Genomic DNA, 21,443 nt, shown 5'->3' on the forward strand with positions numbered 1-21,443 from the left:
TATGTCTCTTGAATTTAGCGTGCTTGCAAGCGGAAGCACTGGTAATGCTATTTACGTCGGTACAAAGAAGCATAAGCTTCTTATTGATGCTGGCTTAAGTGGTAAGAAATTAGAAGAATTGTTTGCAAAAGCCCATCTAGATCCTAAAGATCTAGATGGGTTGCTTGTGACCCATGAACATAGTGATCATATTAAGGGTTTAGGTATATTTGCGAGGCGATATAAGCTACCGATCTATGCAAATGCAAAGACTTGGGATGCAATGAGTGGTCTTATTGGTGAAATTCCTGTTGATCAGAAATTTCATTTCGATATGGAAACCGTTAAAACATTTTCGGATCTTGATGTTGAATCTTTTGGTGTCTCACACGATGCTGCAGAGCCAATGTTCTATGTGTTTCATCACGAAGGAAAGAAGCTGAGCATTGCAACAGATCTAGGCTATGTTAGTGATCGAATAAAAGGTACAATTCGTGATTCTGACATGATGGTTTTTGAGTCCAATCACGATATTAATATGCTTATGATGGGCCGTTATCCATGGAATGTGAAACGAAGAATTCTTGGAGACATGGGTCATGTTTCAAATGAAGATGCTGGAGCTGCGTTAGCAGATGTTATAGGTGATCAAACGAAGCGTATTTATTTAGCCCATTTAAGTAAAGATAATAACATGAAAGACCTGGCAAGACTGTCTGTCCAACAAACGCTTGAACAAAATGGGTTTTTGATAGGAGATAAAATTGATTTATACGATACTGATCCTATGAATCCAACGCTCGTCACAACGTTATAACTGCTATTGTTAGGCTCTTTGTGTCTATTTTTTTCAAGCAACTTTTCAGCTGTCGCACAGGTCTCCTTTTTATTTGAAAGGAAAGGTGAAGAAATTGGGCTATTATGATGGCGACGATTATAATCAACCAAAGAAGCAGAAAGGTAATCGTGGTGGTGCGTTTACAGCTGGGCTTTTAGGGGCTGTTCTTGGCGCATTGTTAATTCTTTTCACAGTTCCAGCTCTATCAGACTTTGGAGTCGTTCCTGAAGTTGCTCCTGAACCTGAGGAAGAGAGCGGTGTAGGGAACCAGGGTGCTACGACGCAAGACATAAGTATTGATGTGACGAATGATATTACATCTGCTGTTGAGAATGTAGGTAAAGCTGTCGTTGGGGTTATTAATTTACAAAAGACAGATTTCTGGGCTGAAGATTATGGTGAGGCCGGTGCTGGTTCGGGTGTTATTTATAAAAAAGAAGGTAAGCAAGCCTTCGTTGTTACAAATAATCACGTTGTCGAAGGTGCTGGACAGATTGAGGTTAGTTTAAACGCCGAGAAACGCGTTCCTGCGGAGCTTGTAGGCACTGACCCTCTTATGGACCTTGCCGTACTTAAAATCCCCTCAGAATCGGTTACAACGGTTGCAGAGTTTGGTGATTCGGATACGTTGAAGCCTGGTGAACCTGCGATTGCAATCGGAAATCCACTTGGTTTCCTTGAAGGAACAGTCACACAGGGAATTATCAGTAATCCGGAGCGTTCATTCCCTGTTGATACTGATCAAAATGGAACGATTGATTGGAATGCTGACGTAATTCAGACAGATGCATCAATTAATCCAGGAAATAGCGGTGGAGCACTGATTAATATTTCCGGACAGTTAATTGGTATTAACTCAATGAAAATTGCGCAATCCAGTGTTGAAGGTATTGGTTTTTCAATCCCAATTAATATGGCTGCCCCCATCATAAATGACCTAGAGTCCTATGGCGAAGTAAGAAGACCAGAGATTGGCATTGGCACTAAATCACTGTCTGAAATACCGACCTATCATTGGAGTGAATCGCTTAAGCTTCCAAAGGATGTTGATTATGGCGTTGTAGTGATGAGCGTTTTTCCAACTTCATCTGCAGATCAAGCTGGTTTGAAAGAACTTGATGTTATTACTGCAATGGATGGTAAGCAAATTAAAAACTCGATTGAACTTCGAAAATTTCTTTATACCAAGAAGAAAATTGGAGCTAAAGTTAAACTTACAATTTATCGCGAAGGAACAAAACAAGAAGTGGATCTAACACTTGCAGAACAACAGAGCTCTTAAAAACAACAGGAGGGGGAACTCTCCTGTTTCCTTTTGATAAAAACTTATGCACAGTGGATAACTAGTGAACAAGGAGGGATCATATGAAATTACTTTGTTGTGAAGATCATGTTGAGCTAGCGCTCGATGTAGCCGTCGATGAAACAGGTCATTTTCCAGTACTAGAAAAGGTACAAGAAGATATGAACGGTTTGTCCACAACCTGTGAATACTGCAATAATCCTGCAACATATATAGTGTCGAACTAATATTCGGTCACGACATGTGGATGAAAATTGTGTATATGTGGATAAAATCTGTGGATAACCTGTTTATTTTCTGTGGATTTACGAAAAAGCGAACAAGTGGGGATAAGTAATGAACATAAGTATCGTAACGGTAGGAAAACTGAAAGAGAAATATTTAAAACAAGGTATTGCTGAGTACACAAAACGATTAGGTCCGTTTGCCAAGATCGAAGTAATCGAAGTAGCAGATGAAAAGGCGCCCGAGAATTTAAGTGAAACTGAAATGACTCAAGTTAAAAAGGCGGAGGGAGATCGCATTCTAAGTAAAATCTCATCTGATGCACATGTGATCGCTCTCGCAATTAATGGAAAGATGAAAACATCTGAACAGCTTGCTCACGATTTGGATCAGCTTGCTACCTATGGAAAAAGCAAAGTGGCATTTGTAATTGGTGGCTCGCTTGGATTAAGTGAAGATGTACTTAAAAGAGCAAATGATACACTCTCTTTTTCTAAAATGACTTTTCCTCATCAATTAATGCGCTTAGTGCTTGTTGAGCAAGTTTATAGGGCTTTTAAAATTAATAGAGGTGAACCGTATCATAAGTGAGGGTAAAATAGAAAGGGACTTCAATGTGTCCCTTATCTCTTTGTCCGTTGGATTTTTGTCTAAGATTGATAAATCAACCTTCTTATCAGGAGCATAGCTTCCGAGCTTCCTTACAAGGTCTTTTGTCTTTTTTTTTACACCAGCTGGCGTGAAATCGAAGTGAAGATGTATCTTGTTTATTTGTCTCCCTTCTCTTCGAGAGGCAGCCGTAGGTGTGATCTCTATCTCTTTTATGATCATCCGAAGGAGTTCTTTCTTTTCTTCACTGTCAGCCTGCTCTAAAATGCTATCGAGATTTCTTACAAAGTAAAGCAACGCCATCAAGTCTATTGGTTTACTTGATGTATTTGTTAGCTTTTCTTCGATGTCTTCTAGGTGATGTTGGTAGGAAAGTTTAGCTTGTTGCTGTTCTTTTAATTTTTCAGTGAACATAGGCAGTAGTTCAGGGTCTTTCATTAAGCTGTCAGTTATATTAGCAATATACTTTTCGCTTTTATTTATAGATGCTTCCAGGCGTTTCTTTTCTTCCAATAGAGGTGCTTTTGCGTGCTCTCTTTCCTTATTCATTTTTTGAACTAGTCGCTGGAGGGTTTGTGACTCTGTCACAATACGTTTGAACTCTTGAAGAACCTGGCGTTCTGCAACATCTGCATTAATGCTATTAGCAGAGCATTCTGACGCTCCTTTATTATGAAATGTACCACATTTATAATATCGATAAGTTTTATTTGGTCCCTTGGATTTTCCAGCCACCATCCCTGCACCACATTGGGGACAGCGGATTAGTTTTGTCAGAATATAAGGATGGTCTGATTGGACAGGTTTATAAGAACGAACAGAGCGCTTTTGCTGTACTCTCTCCCATAGATCTTGTGGGATGATTGGATCGTGTTCCCCATCAACTATTATGGCAGCATTATTTTTACCCGAACGTCTTTTCTCAGCCCAGTTCTCATATTGGTTAAAGCGCACTTTTCCAATATATACTGGATTATCCAATATCCCTTTCAATGTTCCTATAGAGAACACATTTCCTCTCTTAGTGTTGTACCCTTTACGATTCAGAATACCAACAATCTTTTTGTAACCGAACCCTTGATCAGCGTAAGCAAATATTTCTTTTACAATTTTGGCTTCATCTTCATTTACCATTAGCTTCTTTTCTTTAGCGTCATATCCAAAACATTGTCCGCCATTCCATTTTCCTTCTTTAGCTCTTTGAGTCATCCCCATTTTCACCCTACCCACAATCTGTTCTCTCTCCATTTCAGCCAATGAGCTTAATACAGTATAAAACATCTTTCCATGTGGAGTCGTGGTGTCTATGTTTTCTGACAAGCTAATGAGCTGCACCCCATGAATTCCTAAGGTTTCCACAATTTCGAGTGAATCCCGTGTTTTCCTAGCTAATCTGTCCAGCTTATATACAATTACTGCTTCAAACTTTTTTTGTTTGGCATCCTCTAATAACTGAATCATTTGAGGGCGGCCATTTATGCTTTTCCCACTTTTTCCTTCATCAATATACTCCGATATGATCGTTAGGTTATGTTTCTCTGCAAAAGTGTTTAATAAGTCCTTCTGCGCTTTAATACTATAACCTTCTGTAGCCTGTTCTTCTGTACTAACACGGGCATACATTACTGCTTGCAATAACTTTTCCATCTGAATTCCTCCTCGTATATAAAAATGGAAGAGGCAAAAATGCCTCTTCGTAATCTTTTAAAATGGTGCAGGACGATTCTCTAACTTTCTGTAAAGTGCTTTGGATCCATTTGGAAGTTCTTCTTCTGTAAGAGTACCGTCAACATCATACGGTACTTTATCATCAAGATATGACATTCTCCATCGCTTTTGGACGAGCTGGCGGTAAACATCAGAGTAATTCAGTTGAAGCATCACCAAGGTGTGATCTCTTCTTCCTAAAGTTCTTTCAAGGTAATGATGGAGTTCATCAATTTTCTGTAACAATATTTCTTTATCGTTACCTTGAGCATACTGCATCGCTTTAACCATAAAGCAAAGGTAATCCTCCAAAGTATCCCAACAACCTAAATCGTAAGTTCTCCAATTGGGTAATTGTAGTGTTATATCCACTTTAATTCCTCCTGTATTTTGTTTTTTTGACAAAGCACAACCTGGGGATAATAGGAAATAGCTATCCGTCCTTTTCCTTTGCTACCTTCGAATGTTCCCAGTCATACAATGCTTTTGACATCAAAAGCGCAACTCTATCCAAAAAAGCCTCTTCATTATTTGGTAGGTTCCCCTGTCTCCTTTCGTTACAATTAATACCTTTTAAGGTTGAATTATTGTTAATCATAAGGGATTTCCTCCTCATTATTTGATAACTTTTTCAAAGCTGTTAGCTGGGAATCCCATTTCTCTTTTCTTGCTTTTAATTTATCAACGAAAAACTCAATCTCTTTCATAAACTCCTCTATTTCCAATGGTGTTAAGTGGAGGGTTGTTGCCACGTCTTCCAAGGGTTCAGGATTCTCACTATTTAAGGAAGAAATGGTGTAAGCCAGATTAACTTGATAAGCCTCCCTGAAAAGTGGACCCGCATCTAAACTCGAATGATTCTGTCCAAATATTGTGAATGGAGTAGGAGAACTATAGTATTCATTAAAGAAAACATTAATAGGTACATTGAAGTATTTGCTCAAATTCTGGAGTAAATCAAGATTTGGATTTTTAGTAAAACCAGACTCTAGTTTGGTAAGAACTGAAGGACCTACCCCGATGTCGTTTGCTACTTTGGAAATAGTGTAAACTCCTCCGTTCATTACTGAAGCTGTTTTTCGTATCCACTCAATCCGTTCATTTACGCTTTCTTTTCCAGCTAGTTCTTCTAGATCTTGTTCGCTGGTTTGATAGGCTTGTCTGTTGTACATAGTTTGCACTCTCCTTTCGATAAGTTAAATATAGCATGTATTTTCTAATTAGAAAAATTATTTGCTCATAAATTATATAAATAGATAAAAAGTTGTTGACTTTGGCATTCTAGAAGGATAAAAATATATTAAGTGAATATTGTGTAGCTGGAACGGCCTGACACCAGCGTATTCAAAAAACTGGTAAGGTGAGATGAAGCCAACGTCATAAAGTTCATTCGGTGCAGACATGAATTCATACTTGTGTCTGAAACGTCAGGAGGATAAATGCAACGATGCCTCTGTACTCTACGTACAAAAAGAAGTTGTGGGGGTTCAGTTTTCCATTAATAGTGGAAAAATTAAGCGAGCGGAGAAACGCATAGATCCAACATTGTTGGCTAAGCAGGTGGGGCGCCTGAAGTACCTGGAAAGCGTTTATCTTTCTTATTTCCTCCTTTGTATGGGGAATTAAAGAAAGATGGTCAGTATGAACACGATGATACGGATACCCAATCAAAAGGGAACGGGGAATACTCATCAATGGCTTCTCCTTGTGTAGAAGTAGAGTAGTCTATACATTTGCACAGGGAGAAGTGTGCACTCAGAGCCGTTTCCCATGAAACAGGAAATATAACTCTAAAGTAACTCACTTAAGCAGCCTAACTACTATCAGTCACCAACTGCCGACTACTAAAGAAAAGCTGATGCCGCACCCGATATCTACTACGGAACTGTGAACTTGCTTTTCTGCATCTAAGTACAAGCTCTCTAACACAAAGTAGGTTTCGGCGCCTCCTTTACAATCTTACTAACTAGTGTGAATCGGTTAAGCAGTAAGATTTCAAAACATAGAAGGAAGACTACACAATTCCTAATTTCTTCAAATACAACATGGAGTTAAATCAGCAAGAGTAGCAAATGAGGAGCTGAACACCAGTGGGGAAGGCAAGGTAGTCTACAGTGCAAAGTTGAGTGTATGTGGAGAAGAGAAGAAGGATTTGGAAGTACATGGGTACTTAACAGAAGAAGTAAGGGTAGATGTGATTGTTCTTCTACTAGACTGTACACGATGTAAAAGAACAGTGGTTTCGTCCGTGAGTATTTGTAGACGAGATCACTCAAAGTCTCTTAATAATGGTAGTTTCTTTGTTTTAGAGTGTATCACACACCGCGAGAGGCTCACATAAGATGTTTGGTAATAAAGTGGCTTGAAAGGCGGAAACCCTATAGGATAAGGGTTCAAGAGCCATTTTAAAATTAATTTCAGGTATGTAGGTGTAATATATCAAAATACCAGAACCTTTAGTTCTGTTTAATAAAGGGCTAACCGCAACTGGCTAGCCCCCATTTAGTCTTACAAATATCCTTTTTCCTTTAGGCTGATGAACTTCTCATGGCCAATTATGATGTGATCAAGGACCTCAATACCCACAACCTTTCCTACCTCCCTAAGGCGTTTTGTAACTTCTATGTCTTCTTTAGATGGCTCAGGCTGCCCCGATGGATGATTGTGTGCAACGATGGCACTAGCACAGCTTCTTCGTATTAAGGGCAAGAAGGTTTCACGAGGATGCACGATAGATGCGTTAAGGGAGCCTGCAAAGATTGTTTGTCTAAATAATATTTCATTCTTTGTGTTCAGGCCAAGGCAAACAAATTCTTCACGTGTTAGGTACTGCATGTCTTTCAAATAGGTGAAGGCATCTTGTGGACTCCTGATAGTAAATCGTTCTTCAGTTGTACTTGGATTCAACCTTGCTAACTTTAAGGCAGCAATAATTTGATGAGCTTTTACTCTGCCAATTCCTTTAATGGAAAGAAGTTCTTCCTCAGTAACATCCAATATTTCCTGAATAGACGGGAAGCGTTTGAAAATCTCACTGACAATATAGCTGTCTTCTTTTTCACGAATACTAGTAGCAAGCAACAATTTAAAGGTAAGCTTATCAAATTGGTTTATCATAATTAATTCCTCCATTTAATTGAAATAAAAAAGGAGAGACGAGTGTCTCTCCGATTTGTTGGATATTAATTTAATCTGTATAATGTAATTAACGTCGATTGTTGATGAGTTCGTTCATTGAGCTCATCTTTTTTTGTGCATAAAAATAGCCCTTAGAATGCTTAGTGCACTCAAAGAGCCTCATTTGTTTAAGCTATTCGTAGATTTCAACAGTAATAAGTCTTGGATGAAAGAAGATGCTTGGTGTTTTGTGAGCTTGGTGCTGTGATCTACATGAAACATCATTTGCATCATTTCTTTTGCGACTTCTGGATGCATTTTCAACTGATATACTGTTTTGAATATCATTTTCAGCTGCTTATCCGTAACTGGCTCATCACCTCCTTTATTTTGAGAAGTGCACTTAGGGAACTCTTCAATATCTTGTGTAAATACCCCACTAGTTCTTGTCGCTGAAAGTACAGCATCAATTAGTGCTCTTTTCGTCGCCGTCTTTAGAATTGTATTAACTAGTGTGAATGGGTCTTGGTCAACGTATGCTTTTTCCTTGTTGTTGCAACTTCCTAATCCTTCTGCTTCCATAAACCCACTTTCTTTGCTGAGAAGAGTCACCTTCACTTCATAAGCAAAGATTCCCTTATCCCAGATTTCAATACGGTTAATTATGTCAACTTGTTTAGAAAAGCCGAAGATGTCACACAGTTTTTCTGCACCTGGCTTCAGTAACGTGGGTTTTTGGTAGCCCTCAACAATTCCGTAATCCTGATTCTCTACCATCATTTCTCTAAAAAATTGCTGTAACAAATTCATTCTTTCTTTAGTTCCAAGTATTGATGAATTTAGAATGGAAAGAATATTTACTTTACGATCTCTGCTTCTTAAGGAGCGTACATCTGGCTTAACAATCATTGTATAAATCCTCCCTATTAATTTAATCTTAACCGCAAATCGTCTCTCACCTTTTCTCCTGAACAGAAAATTTCCACTGCATTTTTCCTTTCATTCATCTCACTTCCTTTCAGCTATGTATTAAATGAGGGGGTGGGCTCGGAACGTTGAGAAAACATTCAATCTAGTTTAATATTAAGGGTTGATAAAATTGATTTTTTTGGATTTTGCAATGAATTTACATAATATTACAATTGAGGGTTGTGGTTAAAATTTAAGGTGGTCAGGACCTGGATATTTTTGTGAGATGAGAGGTCTTCCTGCATTAAAGTAGAAATAATAGTATTATAGTAATAGGGTTTTTCTTGTCAGTTGAATGCATATTTAGCTTGGAGTTAATCCCGTCCATTATTATGTGGTTCCACTGATTTAAATACTGAGAGAACAAACTGTTGGGAGAGAAATAAATGGCAAAAAAGATTAATCAAAAACAAAACGAACCAGTCGAACAAATCCTTTTTAGTTCTGCAAATAAACTTAGAAAAAACATGGATGCTGCAGAGTATAAACATATTGCACTTGGACTAATATTTTTGAAGTACATCTCTGATAGCTTTACAGAACTATATAACAAGTTAAAAGAAGGACAAGGAGAATATGAAGGCGCAGATCCTGAAGACATGAATGAATATAGAGCAGAAAATGTATTTTACGTTCCTCCTCAAGCACGGTGGGAGTATTTACAAGGTAGAGCTAAACTCTCATCAATTGGTAAAGATGTCGATGAAGCAATGGAAGCAATTGAAAAAGATAACCCTTCATTAAAAGGAGTTCTTCCAAAAGAATATGCCAAAGAAAAATTAGATAAACAATCTCTTGGAGGATTAATTGATCTTATAGGTACTATTGCACTGGGAGATAGTATTTCAAAAACTAAAGATGTATTAGGTTCTGTTTATGAATATTTCTTAGGTCAATTTGCCTTAGCAGAAGGGAAAAAGGGTGGACAATTCTACACTCCTTCAAACCTGGTACGTCTTTTAGTTGAAATGCTAGAACCTTATGAAGGTAGAGTGTTTGATCCTTGTTGTGGTAGTGGAGGAATGTTTGTACAGAGTGAGAAGTTTATTCTTGCTCATAGTGACCGCTATTATAAATTTAATGATAAAAAAGTACCATTCAATCCGACGGATCTTATATCAATCCATGGACAAGAAAGTAACCAAACAACTTGGCGGTTATGTAAGATGAATCTGGCAATACGTGGAATAGATAGCTCTAATGTTAAATGGAATAATGAGGGGTCTTTCGTTAAAGATGCTCATCCAGACCTCAAGGCTGATTTCATAATTACAAACCCACCTTTTAATGATAAGGATTGGTCTGGTGAATTACTATCAAATGATAGTAGATGGATTTATGGAAAACCTCCTACTTCAAATGCGAATTATGCTTGGATTCAACACTTTATTCAGCATCTATCTCCAAGAGGTAAAGCTGGTTTTTTACTGGCTACTAAGTCACTAGCTTCTCAATTAAATGCTGAAAAAAATATTCGTAAAGGTATGGTAGAAGATGGTCTCGTAGAGTGTATTGTATTACTGCCAGGGAAACTATTCTACTCTACACCTGCTCCTGTCAGCCTATGGATTCTTTCAAAAGATAAAAGTGAACGAAATAATGAAACTTTATTCATTGATGCTTCTAGAATATACACTGATACTAGTAGGACTCATAGGAAATTAACCTCTGAAAATATAAATGAAATAAGCAACACTTTTAAGAATTGGTTAAGAAATACAGATGAATATCAAGATATCCCTGGGTATTGTAAGTCTGTCAACACTGAAACTATAAGAGATAATGATTATTCCCTTTACCCAGGCCATTACATTGGAGTTAGTGAAGAGGATACTGACCGTAAAGATAAGGTCGAATCAATTAATATGGCACATTCAGGAATACAGGAAATTCAAAACAAAGTTAGTCAAATCGAGGATGCCTCAAGAGAGTTTAAACTTATGGTTACAAATGAATTATCAAAGGTTGATAAAAATAATACAATTAAATTGACATTAAATGATATATTGGTCGAATCATCCAGTGTGTTAGGTGAAAGAGAAGAGCCTGAAATTTTGACTTGTACTGAAAATGCAGGGCTTGTATTGCAAAGAGAACGCTTTTCTAAACGCGTTGCCACAGAGGATACTAGTAAATACAAAATTGTGAAAAAATCGGATATCGTATATAACCCTTATTTATTATGGGCTGGTGCAATTGATCAATGCTGGATTGTTGATGAAGGTATAACATCTCCTGCATACTCTGTGTTCAATATAAAACCAGAGTTTGAACCGATGACTATTGGTCACATACTAAAGAGCAGTTATATGAAGAAATGGTATTGGAATATATCTATTGGAACACATGAGCGTAGACGAACAGCACCACCTAATGATTTTCTGAAATTAGAAGTAGAAATTCCAGATTTCCATGTGCAAAAAAGGATTTCCTCAATATATGATGAGATGATGATACAGATTACCTTATTAAAAGAATTACAGGATTCGATACGAGGTACTTCAGTTAAATTAAACGAATATTTCACAGGAAGATAATATTTTTTGAAAGAGGGGATATAAGTTATGCCAAAGCTGTGTGAATCCGAGATAGAAGTAATGGCAATAGATGAATTAATTGATATAGGTTATAACTATTTGTCGGGGCCAGATATCGGCCCTGACTCAATAGATGCCGAGCGAAGAAGTTATTCAGATGTGTTACTTTTGGGCAGAGTTCATAACGCTTTGTATAGTTTGAATCCTAACATACCTTCTTATGTTATCGACGAAGCTGTTACCAAGCTACATCGATATAATAATTTGAAATTAATCTCAGACAATGAAAATTTCCATAACTTGCTTGTTAATGGTATACCAGTTGAATATCGGAAAGAAGATGAAATTGTTGGTGATAGTATAAAGGTATGTGACTTTGATGACCCCTTAAACAATGATTTCTTAGTAGCTAATCAATTTACAATTATTGAAAACAATATTAATAAACGTCCTGATGTAATTTTATTTATAAACGGAATACCCCTTGTATTAATTGAATTAAAGAATCCTTCAGATCAAAATGCAACTGTTAGAAAGGCATATGACCAAATTCAAACTTACAAGTCTACTATTCCATCTTTATTTACTTACAACACAGTTTGTATTATTTCTGACGGACTAGAGGCTAAAGTAGGATCTCTTACTGCTACGTTTTCTCGTTTTTCCGCTTGGAAAACAAAGGATGGATTAAATGAAGCATCAAAGTATGATGATGAATTAACTACGCTCATACGTGGGATGTTAAATAAGGAAACACTATTGGACTATATTAAGAATTTTATTACTTTTGAGAGATCGAAGAGTGAGAATAAGGATACAAAAGAAACGAGAACTGAAACGATCAAGAAGGTTGCAGCTTATCATCAGTATTATGCTGTGAATAAAGGAGTGAAAACAACATTAGAAGCAGCAGATATTGATGGAAGCAAAAAGGCTGGGGTTGTTTGGCATACTCAAGGGGCTGGAAAATCTTTATCAATGGTTTTTTATACGGGAAAGCTTGTACAGAAACTTAACAACCCCACTATTGTGGTGATTACAGATCGAAACGATCTTGATGAACAGCTTTTTGACACTTTTGTAGGGAACTCTGATATCTTGAGACAACCACCTCAGCAAGCTGAGGATTGTGAACATCTCAAAGAACTACTTAAGGTTTCATCAGGTGGAATTATCTTTACCACAATTCATAAATTCATGCCAGAGGATGGTTTATCTGATTATGAAACTCTCTCAACTAGAAACAACATTGTAGTAATAGCTGACGAAGCACATCGAACACAATATGGATTTGATGCAAAGTTGAGAGAAATTAAAGATGAAAACAAAAATATAATAGGTCACCGTCTTGCATATGGTTTCGCTAAATATATGCGAGATGCGTTGCCTAATGCAACGTATATTGGGTTCACTGGAACGCCAGTAGAGAAAAATGATGTCAATACACCTGCTGTTTTCGGAAATTATATTGATATCTATGATATAGCTCAGGCAGTTGAGGACAAGATTACTGTGCCTATATTTTATGAAAGTAGACTTGCAAAGGTTAATCTCACAGATGAAGGAAAAAAATTAATTGAACAATTTGATGATAAACTGTCTACTAATAGCGGTTTAGATGAAGCTCAGAAAGCTAAGTTAAAGTGGGCAAAATTAGAAGCAATTGTTGGAAACAAAGACCGTCTTGCAAACCTTGCAAAGGATATTATTGATCACTATGAAAGTAGGCAGAAAGTATTTGATGGCAAAGCTATGGTAGTTGCTATGAGTAGAAAAATTGCAGTTAAATTATACTCAGAAATTATTAAACTAAGGCCAGAATGGCATAATGAAGATTTAGATAAAGGTGTTATTAAAGTTGTTATGACAGTTTCTAGCTCAGAAGATGTCAGTATGCAAAAGCACCGTACCACAAAACAGCAACGAAAATCACTAGCTCAACGTATGAGAGATGAAAATGATCCTTTAAAGATTGTAATCGTTAGAGATATGTGGTTGACAGGTTTTGATGCTCCTTCATTGCATACGATGTATGTCGATAAGCCTATGAGAGATCACAATTTAATGCAGGCTATTGCACGTGTGAATAGAGTGTTTAAAGATAAACCAGGAGGGCTAATTGTTGACTATATAGGTATAGGAACTAGCCTGAAGAACGCATTAGGATTCTATGCCGAAAGTGGCGGAAAAGGAATGCCTGCTGAAACTCAACAAAAAGCGGTTGATTTCCTCATTGAGAAGCTTGAAGTAGTACGTCAAATGTTTTTTGGTTTTGATTATCAAGTTTTCTTTTCTTCGCAAACCAAAGATAAATTATCTACGATTCTACGAGCTGAAGACTTTATTATTGGTCTTGAAAATGGAAAGACCCGATTCATCAAGGAAGTTACTTTACTTAGTAAGGCGTATGCACTATCTAAACCGCATAAAGTTACTTTAGATAATGCAGAGGAAATAGCATTTTTTCAAACCGTAAAAGCTAGACTTACAAAGTTTAATCTTGTAGATGATGGAAGCGAAACAAATTATGATTCTGTCATTAAAAACATCGTTGATAGTGCACTCTATTCGGATAAGGTAGTAGATATTTTTGAGGCGTCTGGCATAGAAAAGCCCGATCTCTCTGTACTTTCAGAAGAATTTTTAAAAGAAATACAGGGTATGAAATACAAGAATGTAGCTATTGAGCTTCTTAAAAAGCTTTTAAACGACGAAATAAGAATTCGTACAAAGCATAACATTACTAAGTCAAAGTCGTTGATGGATATGCTTACCCAAGCAATGAAACGGTATCAAAATAATTTACTTACTACTTCAGAAATAATAGAAGAATTGATACGAATTGCAAAAGAAATAAATTCTGCTGATATACGTGGAGTGGAATTAGGTTTGGAAACTGATGAATTAGCATTTTATGATGCTCTTGGAACAAATGATAGTGCTGTAAGCGTTTTAGGTGACCATCAATTGAGAGAAATAGCAAGAGAAATAGCAAGTAAGGTTAAAGGAAATACAACTATTGACTGGTCTATTAAAGAGAGCGTTAGAGCTCGTCTGATGGTCTTAGTAAGGCGTACATTAAATAAGTATGGTTATCCACCTGATAAACAGGAGGCAGCAATTAAAACAGTAATGAAACAAGCTGAGAACTTGGCGGAGGCATATGCAAATAAATATTAGATTTTTGTTGCTTTCTCAGTACCTAATGGTTGAAATCTAAATAACAAATGAGATGTGTGTTAAATCACTCTGTTTGTATTTTGATAAAAAGGTGCTGGATAAATGATGAAGACTAAATTATGCCATGGTTTCTTTTACGAAACTGAGGAAGAACTGCGGGAACTATTGGGTATTGAGGAATACTTAGACATGGAGTTTGATAATGGGAATGGCGAGTGGCTTTCTGATTACGATGAAGAAGATGATGAAGCTTTTGAACTTCCATCATCTTTAGCAAGAGATGTTTATATGAAGCGTAAGGCAGAGGGCTGCACACAAAGAGAACTAGCTCTTAAACTAGGTATCTGTCTAGAAACTTTATCCAAGATTGAGAACGGACATGAGAACTTGCGAACTAAAGTTAAGATGAAAATTGAACATTATTTAAATATAGAATAATAGTAAATATCCAGGTCCAAGTGCTCATTTTCAGCTTGAGATCTGGATTTATTTGTTTATTTAGAAGGAAAAAAGTTACATAAGTAGAAATGAGTGTATTATGATAAATCTAATTCTATCCGTTTAGAGGTGATATATATGGGAAAGAATGAATCAAAACGGTTCCCTGATTATTTTCCAAAGAGTTGTCCTCCATTAGATAAAGCGATAAATAAAGAGTTGAAAGTTTATAGAATTGTTCAATCAAATACAGTAAAAGAAAAGGATTTTATCGCGCCAGGCATAAGAAGAAAAAAATATACAACTGCTACCTGTGATGAGCTGGCTCTTTCTGTTTTGAGTTGTACTAAAGACATAACAGTTGCTCATAAGTATTTTTCAGGGATAAATATGAAGAAAATGAATAAGGTGGCTGTAGGATACATTTCACCAGAAACTGGGGTTTTTGTTTACGATCCTAGCAAAGCAGTTGGAAATTCTCATGTGAATTGGTGGACATTCATTGGTATTATGCCTCATATATACTTTAATGAGATCCTGAAGATAGGAGAGGACATATAATGTATGGTGATTTATATACACCATTAGGACCTTTGAAAGTTTTAGATATAATCTTCTATTATGATGGTCCAAGAATATTCACATGTAGAAATAATTCTACAGAATTTCTTGCTTTCTTGGTTGATGAGTTAGAGAAGTCAGATCATTGGTTGTTTATACCTGTTAGTAAGTCAAGAGTCAATGAGATAAAAAGAGGAAGCAAATCTATCAGAGATGCTATTACAAATGCTGAAGATCATTTATTTGAGGTGCACCTTCCTGTGACAGAGGGTTTTAAGCCTACTATAGATATTCTTTGCAGGGGTGATGTGCCAGATGAGTATTTACCAGACGAAGATTCATTTGCACCATTAAGTACAGCTAATGATTATTCAGAATTACAACCTAAACCTTCATCTGCGATGGAAGAAGCTATTGAAAGCCGTAGAGATGTCTTAGATATTGCAATAGAAGGTGGAGAGGAAGCTTACGAGCTTAGTTGTCGAAGCCTTGGCGAAACTTTAACATCAATACAATACACTCTATATTCGTTAGATCCAAGATGGACTTCTAACTTAAGAAAACCTCCTGTGGCTGTTGTAGAAGATAATTCTGCCAATGTTACATCTTTATTTGAATCATCTTTTGGCATAAGGATAAAGTCAAAGAAATCAGCTAATGTTTTTAATATAACACCAGCTACGGAAGCTATGAATCAGCTATCTGACTTGTTAATACATAGTCAAAATCATGAACTATTGAGGCAGAACATAAAAGAAATTAACCCACGTGCTGCACAATGGTATAAGAAATTCCTTAATTCAGTACAAAGCACTTCTGGTAGCTTAAAATTTGAATGGGTATCACCTAATTCAGGAAGGAAACTGGATTCACTATCAAAAGAACAGTTAAATTCAGCTATTGAACTTCTCGCTGAAAATACGGAAATACTTAATGAAATGAATATCAAAGGAAAGCTTATAGCGATTAATTTAAAAAGAAACACTTTCTACATTGAAGGCGATGACGAAAATGACTACTCAGGAAATTTATCTGAACAGATTAAAAGCATTGTACTTAGCGGTTTTACCTTTGAGGTACCAATGGAAGTAAATGCTTTAATCGAGTCTAAAAAAGTAATTAATACTAGTACCAATAAAGAAAAGATATTCTATAAATTACTGGAGGTTGATACAAAACCATTATAGAGAGAATAAATATACATTTGGTAAACCCAAGGGTAAAAGGATATCAATTTCCTTCTACCCTTTTAGTATTAGTTTACCCTATCCAACGTTACGGTGAACCGTATCATAAATAGATACGGTTTTTTGTAATTTAAAAAGGCTCTTTTCTCAAAGATTGTTGCTTTTGAATGAAACTTTGTATAAGTAATTAAACTTAGCTGATTGGAATGGAAATCCCTAAAATCTTTTCGTTATGAAAAAATAATTCATCCAATAGTAGTAAACATATTCTACATAAAATTGCTATAATGTTTTTTATAGAGCAGTGTAGAAGAATACTTTGTGATAGCAAAGGGGATCAGCTAATGCCTGATATGAATGAAAATCCGTTAATGTCGAGTGAAAAAAAGCCAAAGATCAAGGTAGAAAGGAAAGAAGGGGAACCGACAGCCGCTTTTAAGGGAGCAAGTTGGACCGCTTTGGTAATAGGGGTTTCTGCTTATTTAATTGGTCTTTTCAATGCCGGAATGGAACTGAATGAGAAGGGGTATTACTTTGCTGTATTGGTATTCGGACTATACGCAGCTGTATCCCTGCAAAAAGCGGTTAGGGACAAGGAAGAGGATATCCCTGTTTCAGGCATCTATTATGGTCTCAGTTGGTTTGCAGTCATTACAGCCATTTCTTTGATGGCGATCGGACTTTATAATGCTGGAAGTATTATCTTAAGCGAAAAAGGGTTTTATGGTATGTCATTTATTCTTAGTCTATTTGCAGCCATTACCATACAGAAAAATATTCGTGATACTCAATTGGCTAGAGAAAGAGATTAATTATGGTAGATTAACAAGGGAAAGGCTGAGTCTAGTGACTTAGCTTTTTTTTTGTTAAGTTACAAATTTTAAATTTGTACGATTTTATTGACTAAAAAGGCATTAATTCCTCTGATTATTACAGAAAATTCTTTCACAAACATGATAACAGACTATGATAAGGTTATAATGGAGATAGAAAAGGTATGTTCCTAAGTGAGGCCAGCTTTTTGCGATACTTGAGCATGAGCGCCTACTCTTTTTTACAAATAAATGAGATAAGGAATGGTATCATGGGCAACAATCAAAAAAAAGACATTATTTTAATCGGTGCTGGAGTTATGAGTGCGACTTTAGGATCTTTACTTAAAGAATTAGCACCAAATTGGGAAATTAAAGTGTTTGAGAAACTAAGCTCTGCAGGTGAAGAAAGCTCGAATGAATGGAATAATGCTGGTACAGGCCATGCTGCGCTATGTGAGCTAAACTATACGTCTGAGGATGCTGATGGGTCGATCGATATTAGCAAAGCTGTAAAGGTAAATGAACAGTTTCAGCTTTCAAGACAGTTCTGGTCGTATCTAGTGAAAAATGGTTTAATTAGTAATCCGCAAGATTTTATCATGCCTCTCCCACATATGAGTCTTGTACATGGAGAGAGTAATGTAGCATTTTTGAAAAAACGTTTGGAAGCGTTGTCAGAGAGCCCCCTATTTAAAGGGATGGAATTCTCGGAGGATCCTGAAAAACTGAAAGAATGGATTCCCCTTATCATGGAAGGACGAACATCGGATGAACCGATAGCAGCTACAAAAATCGATTCTGGAACGGATGTAAATTTTGGTGCACTAACTCGCCTCATGTTTGATCACTTGAAGAGTGAAAACGTAGAGGTAAACTACAAGCACAGTGTGGAGGATATTAAGCGCACGAAAGACGGTTTGTGGGAAGTGAAGGTGCATGATAACCATAACGACAAACTCGAGTACCATACTGCAGATTTCGTCTTTATCGGAGGAGGGGGCGGTAGTCTTCCACTACTTCAAAAGACTGGTATTCCAGAGGCGAAGCAAATCGGAGGGTTCCCTGTCAGTGGACTCTTTATGGTTTGCAAAAATCCTGAGGTAATCGAACAGCATCACGGAAAGGTTTACGGCAAAGCTAAGGTGGGTGCTCCTCCAATGTCTGTTCCGCATCTCGATACAAGGTACATCAACAATGAAAAAACTTTGCTATTTGGACCATTTGCCGGCTTTTCGCCCAAGTTCTTAAAAACTGGTTCAAATATGGATCTGATTAATACAGTAAAGCCGAATAATGTGTTAACAATGATGGCTGCTGGCCTAAAAGAAATGGGTCTAACAAAATACCTGATTCAGCAGGTCATGTTATCTGATGAAAAGCGCATGGAAGAAGTGCGTGAGTTTATTCCAACCGCTAAACTTGAGGATTGGGATACAGTAGTAGCAGGTCAGCGTGTACAAATTATAAAGGATACGGAATCTGGCAAAGGAACATTGCAATTTGGAACTGAGGTTGTTAGCTCTTCTGACGGTTCGGTTGCTGCGCTACTAGGCGCTTCTCCAGGTGCTTCTACAGCTGTTCACGTTATGCTAGAAGTATTAGAAAAGTGTTTCCCAGATCAAATTTCAGAATGGGAAACAAAAATTAAAGAAATGATTCCTTCCTATGGCGTCTCCATTGGGAATTATCCTGAGCTTTTCGAAGAAATTCATTCTTCAACAGCCCATACATTGGGACTTCATCAAAAAGAGACGGTTTATAATTAATAAATTCGTGATGTAGAAACAGGATTAAGCTTTCCAATTTAATGAGTAGAATATACTGATTTTAAATTTGGGAGCCATTGACCTTACTCTTACGCCTTCTAAAAACAATAACTTTGAGATAATGCGGTAGTTAACTACCGCATTTTTTGTTTGCTCCAATAAAGTTTTTGTAATAAAAATAAAAATTGTCTAATAAATTCAATTATGTAAAAAAACAGGTAACTAAAGAGAGAACACTACTTTAAAAGGGGGAATTTGAATGGAAGGGAATGTTAACGTAACTCAACAGCAACAGAGCAACGGTCTAGCTGTTTCAGCCTTGGTGCTAGGAATCATTGGCCTTGTCCTCTTTGCAGTGCCATTGATCCCATATCCTCTCGCCATTTTAGCAATTATTTTCGGCGTAATTGGTATGAAGAATCCAATTAAAAAAGGGTTTGCAGTTACTGGGTTAATAACTGGCATTGTAACAATTGGCTTGAAAATATGGTTTTGGGCAGGCTTAGCCTCTTTAGCCTCTTTAATGTAACGTTTAGATAGCTCTAAACAGATTGCGAAAGTGGCGGTTCTCTTAGTGAGGCCTCCACTTTTAAAAATAGGTCATTATTCTAACCCTCATTTTATTTCCTCATAAAATTCTAATCCGCTTCTTCATTTAAAACCGACTCAAATCCACCTGCTCACATATTTCATTAGACGGAGGAGTATTGTCCATTTGATAGAGACTATAAGCCTCCATAAAAAAAGTTTACGACTAATGTATACTTGTAAACAGAATTGTATACATTGTACACATTAATCGTACGCAAGTATACAAAGATGTACACACGTTGGTGTGTAAGGTGTTTACAATATTGTTTACATGAAAACATATTTTGTTTACAAGTATACGTTTTTGTATACATGTAAACGTAATTGTAAACTAGATAAATTGACTTATTGACGTGGATCGTATATTTCTATAACTTTTAAGTTAATAGTAGAAATACTAGACTATTAAATATGAAAGGGTGGATCGTTAAATGAGTAATTCAAGAATTGCAGCAGTAGATGTAGGTAATGACTCGTTAAAAGGCATTTATGGAAAAATTGAATCCGACCTATACATACCAAACGTTATCGCAAGAGATATAGAAGATCGTCCAGTAATTGGGATTGAGGAGCTCGATACGAAGGATCCGCTTGATGGGATTCACATTCGTGTTCACTCACCAGCATTGAAAGATAACAATGCAATTTATCGTGTTGGTAATCTAGCAACGAAAAGTGACAACCCAATGGAGTTGGATCCAGGAAGTGCAAAATCTGAAGAGGATCAAACGTTAGTTATGCTTTTTGCATCACTTGCTTTAGATGCTGTTAATGAGAATAATTCAGCTAACTTCAAAAACCAAAATGGTGTTGTAGATGCGAACTACACACTAGGAACAGGTCTTCCGTTACGTGAAGTTAAAGAAGGTAAAGATGTTGGCTATCGTTCAAGATTACTAGGATCAGTTCATCAGGTAGAGTTTCTTGTAACTCCTAAGTACCAAGGTAAGAAAGTTAACATTAAATTTGATGAAGTTAAAGTTTATCCTGAAGGATTTGCGGCGTACATTAACCTTGTGATGGACAATGATCTCAATATTATTAATAAAGACTTGATTGATAAGCGTATTCTAATTCAGGATATTGGTGGTCTTTCAACTGATATCGCTGTTATTAAGAATAGAAACGTTGATGATGACAAAGCACAGGGCTTCAATATTGGAGTGGCAGAGTCACTTGAAGCAATTCGTGAAGAGATTCGCTCAAAGCACGGCGTAGAGCTCGATAGCCGTCGTGATGTAGTGGATATCATTACGAAGAAAAATGATCGTAACCATATCATGGTGCGCGGTAGTCGTACGAGCGTTCACGATATTACAGATCGTATTCTACTTGAACTTGCTAAGAAGCAGTATCGTCACCTTCGCAATGTATGGCAGAAAAACTCTCAATCTGAGATTTGCTATTTTGTTGGAGGCGGCTCAATTGTTTTGAAAGATTATCTTAAAACGCTAAATAACAACCTTGATGGTTATAATATTGATTTCTTTGAAGATGAGAAAGAGAGCATCTGGATGATGTCAAACGCTTATTATAAGCTAATTTCTGATTTCAACAGAAAGAATGCAAAGGATAAGCCACAAGAAAAGAAAGAAGAAAAGCACAAGGTCAAAAACTAGTA

Annotated in this window: 18 protein-coding genes and 1 pseudogene; 13 read left to right on the forward strand and 6 right to left on the reverse strand. The window is 36.7% G+C overall.

Annotated features, from left to right (window positions below; genetic code table 11):
• Position 1 precedes the first annotated feature (1 nt).
• The 4 genes from FBF83_RS18615 to rlmH all read left to right on the forward strand — a co-directional run bounded on the left by FBF83_RS18615 (position 2) and on the right by rlmH (position 2,936).
• Positions 2-796, forward strand: coding sequence for an MBL fold metallo-hydrolase (locus FBF83_RS18615; RefSeq protein ID WP_136948655.1), 795 nt, complete (start codon positions 2-4; stop codon positions 794-796).
• A gap of 94 nt (positions 797-890) precedes the next feature.
• Entirely contained in the window at positions 891-2,099 is a 1,209-nt protein-coding gene (locus tag FBF83_RS18620) for a S1C family serine protease (protein ID WP_136948656.1), read from the forward strand.
• Positions 2,100-2,182: 83 nt separating this feature from the next.
• Positions 2,183-2,347, forward strand: a complete 165-nt coding sequence (locus FBF83_RS18625; protein ID WP_136948657.1) for a CxxH/CxxC protein — start codon at positions 2,183-2,185, stop codon at positions 2,345-2,347.
• 109 nt (positions 2,348-2,456) lie between these two features.
• Entirely contained in the window at positions 2,457-2,936 is a 480-nt protein-coding gene (gene rlmH / locus FBF83_RS18630) for a 23S rRNA (pseudouridine(1915)-N(3))-methyltransferase RlmH (RefSeq protein WP_136948658.1), read from the forward strand.
• Here rlmH and FBF83_RS18635 read toward each other — a convergent pair.
• From FBF83_RS18635 to FBF83_RS18655, 6 genes are all read right to left on the reverse strand, one after another.
• Positions 2,871-4,601, reverse strand: a complete 1,731-nt coding sequence (locus tag FBF83_RS18635; protein WP_136948659.1) for a recombinase family protein — start codon at positions 4,599-4,601, stop codon at positions 2,871-2,873. The genes rlmH and FBF83_RS18635 overlap by 66 nt on opposite strands.
• A gap of 57 nt (positions 4,602-4,658) precedes the next feature.
• On the reverse strand, positions 4,659-5,033 hold the full coding sequence (locus tag FBF83_RS18640) for a hypothetical protein (protein WP_136948660.1): 375 nt from the start codon (positions 5,031-5,033) through the stop codon (positions 4,659-4,661).
• A 61-nt stretch (positions 5,034-5,094) separates the two neighbouring features.
• Positions 5,095-5,259 carry a hypothetical protein gene (locus FBF83_RS21010; RefSeq protein WP_169525633.1) on the reverse strand — a complete coding sequence of 55 codons (165 nt, stop codon included), beginning with the start codon at positions 5,257-5,259 and terminating at the stop codon, positions 5,095-5,097.
• A complete protein-coding gene (locus FBF83_RS18645; RefSeq protein ID WP_136948661.1) occupies positions 5,252-5,833 on the reverse strand; it encodes a helix-turn-helix domain-containing protein in 582 nt (193 codons plus the stop codon). Before FBF83_RS18645 ends, FBF83_RS21010 begins: the two co-directional genes overlap by 8 nt.
• A 1,336-nt stretch (positions 5,834-7,169) precedes the next feature.
• Entirely contained in the window at positions 7,170-7,778 is a 609-nt protein-coding gene (gene radC, locus FBF83_RS18650; protein WP_240688150.1) for a RadC family protein, read from the reverse strand.
• Positions 7,779-7,958: 180 nt separating this feature from the next.
• A complete protein-coding gene (locus tag FBF83_RS18655) occupies positions 7,959-8,687 on the reverse strand; it encodes a hypothetical protein (RefSeq protein ID WP_136948663.1) in 729 nt (242 codons plus the stop codon).
• A 446-nt stretch (positions 8,688-9,133) separates the two neighbouring features.
• Here FBF83_RS18655 and FBF83_RS18660 point away from each other — a divergent pair.
• From FBF83_RS18660 to FBF83_RS18700, 9 genes and pseudogenes are all read left to right on the forward strand, one after another.
• Positions 9,134-10,678: pseudogene (locus tag FBF83_RS18660) on the forward strand (N-6 DNA methylase); the annotation flags it as partial.
• 633 nt (positions 10,679-11,311) lie between these two features.
• Positions 11,312-14,464, forward strand: coding sequence for a type I restriction endonuclease subunit R (locus FBF83_RS18665; RefSeq protein WP_136948665.1), 3,153 nt, complete (start codon positions 11,312-11,314; stop codon positions 14,462-14,464).
• A gap of 105 nt (positions 14,465-14,569) precedes the next feature.
• Positions 14,570-14,902, forward strand: a complete 333-nt coding sequence (locus FBF83_RS18670) for a helix-turn-helix domain-containing protein (RefSeq protein WP_169525637.1) — start codon at positions 14,570-14,572, stop codon at positions 14,900-14,902.
• A gap of 138 nt (positions 14,903-15,040) precedes the next feature.
• Positions 15,041-15,463 (forward strand): hypothetical protein, encoded by a 423-nt coding sequence (locus FBF83_RS18675; protein WP_136948667.1) that lies wholly within the window; start codon positions 15,041-15,043, stop codon positions 15,461-15,463.
• Entirely contained in the window at positions 15,463-16,650 is a 1,188-nt protein-coding gene (locus FBF83_RS18680) for a DUF6575 domain-containing protein (protein WP_136948668.1), read from the forward strand. The genes FBF83_RS18675 and FBF83_RS18680 overlap by 1 nt, the downstream gene beginning before the upstream one ends.
• A 344-nt stretch (positions 16,651-16,994) precedes the next feature.
• Positions 16,995-17,462, forward strand: a complete 468-nt coding sequence (gene yiaA, locus FBF83_RS18685) for an inner membrane protein YiaA (RefSeq protein ID WP_136948669.1) — start codon at positions 16,995-16,997, stop codon at positions 17,460-17,462.
• A gap of 224 nt (positions 17,463-17,686) precedes the next feature.
• Positions 17,687-19,231 (forward strand): malate dehydrogenase (quinone), encoded by a 1,545-nt coding sequence (mqo, locus tag FBF83_RS18690; protein ID WP_136948694.1) that lies wholly within the window; start codon positions 17,687-17,689, stop codon positions 19,229-19,231.
• Positions 19,232-19,490: 259 nt separating this feature from the next.
• Positions 19,491-19,760, forward strand: coding sequence for a DUF4190 domain-containing protein (locus FBF83_RS18695; protein ID WP_136948670.1), 270 nt, complete (start codon positions 19,491-19,493; stop codon positions 19,758-19,760).
• Positions 19,761-20,253: 493 nt separating this feature from the next.
• A complete protein-coding gene (locus FBF83_RS18700; RefSeq protein ID WP_136948671.1) occupies positions 20,254-21,441 on the forward strand; it encodes a ParM/StbA family protein in 1,188 nt (395 codons plus the stop codon).
• Positions 21,442-21,443 lie beyond the last annotated feature (2 nt).

This window comes from Guptibacillus hwajinpoensis (assembly GCF_005144865.1).
Classification (GTDB): domain Bacteria; phylum Bacillota; class Bacilli; order Bacillales; family Guptibacillaceae; genus Guptibacillus; species Guptibacillus hwajinpoensis_A.

Excerpts from the sequence above, each read along its gene's own strand:
- FBF83_RS18615 (WP_136948655.1), top strand. The coding sequence starts at position 2 with ATGTCTCTTGAATTTAGCGTGCTTGCAAGCGGAAGCACTGGTAATGCT.
- FBF83_RS18625 (WP_136948657.1), top strand. The coding sequence starts at position 2,183 with ATGAAATTACTTTGTTGTGAAGATCATGTTGAGCTAGCGCTCGATGTA.
- rlmH (WP_136948658.1), top strand. The coding sequence starts at position 2,457 with ATGAACATAAGTATCGTAACGGTAGGAAAACTGAAAGAGAAATATTTA.
- FBF83_RS18635 (WP_136948659.1), bottom strand. The coding sequence starts at position 4,601 with ATGGAAAAGTTATTGCAAGCAGTAATGTATGCCCGTGTTAGTACAGAA.
- FBF83_RS21010 (WP_169525633.1), bottom strand. The coding sequence starts at position 5,259 with ATGATTAACAATAATTCAACCTTAAAAGGTATTAATTGTAACGAAAGG.
- FBF83_RS18645 (WP_136948661.1), bottom strand. The coding sequence starts at position 5,833 with ATGTACAACAGACAAGCCTATCAAACCAGCGAACAAGATCTAGAAGAA.
- radC (WP_240688150.1), bottom strand. The coding sequence starts at position 7,778 with ATGATAAACCAATTTGATAAGCTTACCTTTAAATTGTTGCTTGCTACT.
- FBF83_RS18655 (WP_136948663.1), bottom strand. The coding sequence starts at position 8,687 with ATGATTGTTAAGCCAGATGTACGCTCCTTAAGAAGCAGAGATCGTAAA.
- FBF83_RS18665 (WP_136948665.1), top strand. The coding sequence starts at position 11,312 with ATGCCAAAGCTGTGTGAATCCGAGATAGAAGTAATGGCAATAGATGAA.
- FBF83_RS18670 (WP_169525637.1), top strand. The coding sequence starts at position 14,570 with ATGAAGACTAAATTATGCCATGGTTTCTTTTACGAAACTGAGGAAGAA.
- FBF83_RS18675 (WP_136948667.1), top strand. The coding sequence starts at position 15,041 with ATGGGAAAGAATGAATCAAAACGGTTCCCTGATTATTTTCCAAAGAGT.
- FBF83_RS18680 (WP_136948668.1), top strand. The coding sequence starts at position 15,463 with ATGTATGGTGATTTATATACACCATTAGGACCTTTGAAAGTTTTAGAT.
- yiaA (WP_136948669.1), top strand. The coding sequence starts at position 16,995 with ATGCCTGATATGAATGAAAATCCGTTAATGTCGAGTGAAAAAAAGCCA.
- mqo (WP_136948694.1), top strand. The coding sequence starts at position 17,687 with ATGAGCGCCTACTCTTTTTTACAAATAAATGAGATAAGGAATGGTATC.
- FBF83_RS18695 (WP_136948670.1), top strand. The coding sequence starts at position 19,491 with ATGGAAGGGAATGTTAACGTAACTCAACAGCAACAGAGCAACGGTCTA.
- FBF83_RS18700 (WP_136948671.1), top strand. The coding sequence starts at position 20,254 with ATGAGTAATTCAAGAATTGCAGCAGTAGATGTAGGTAATGACTCGTTA.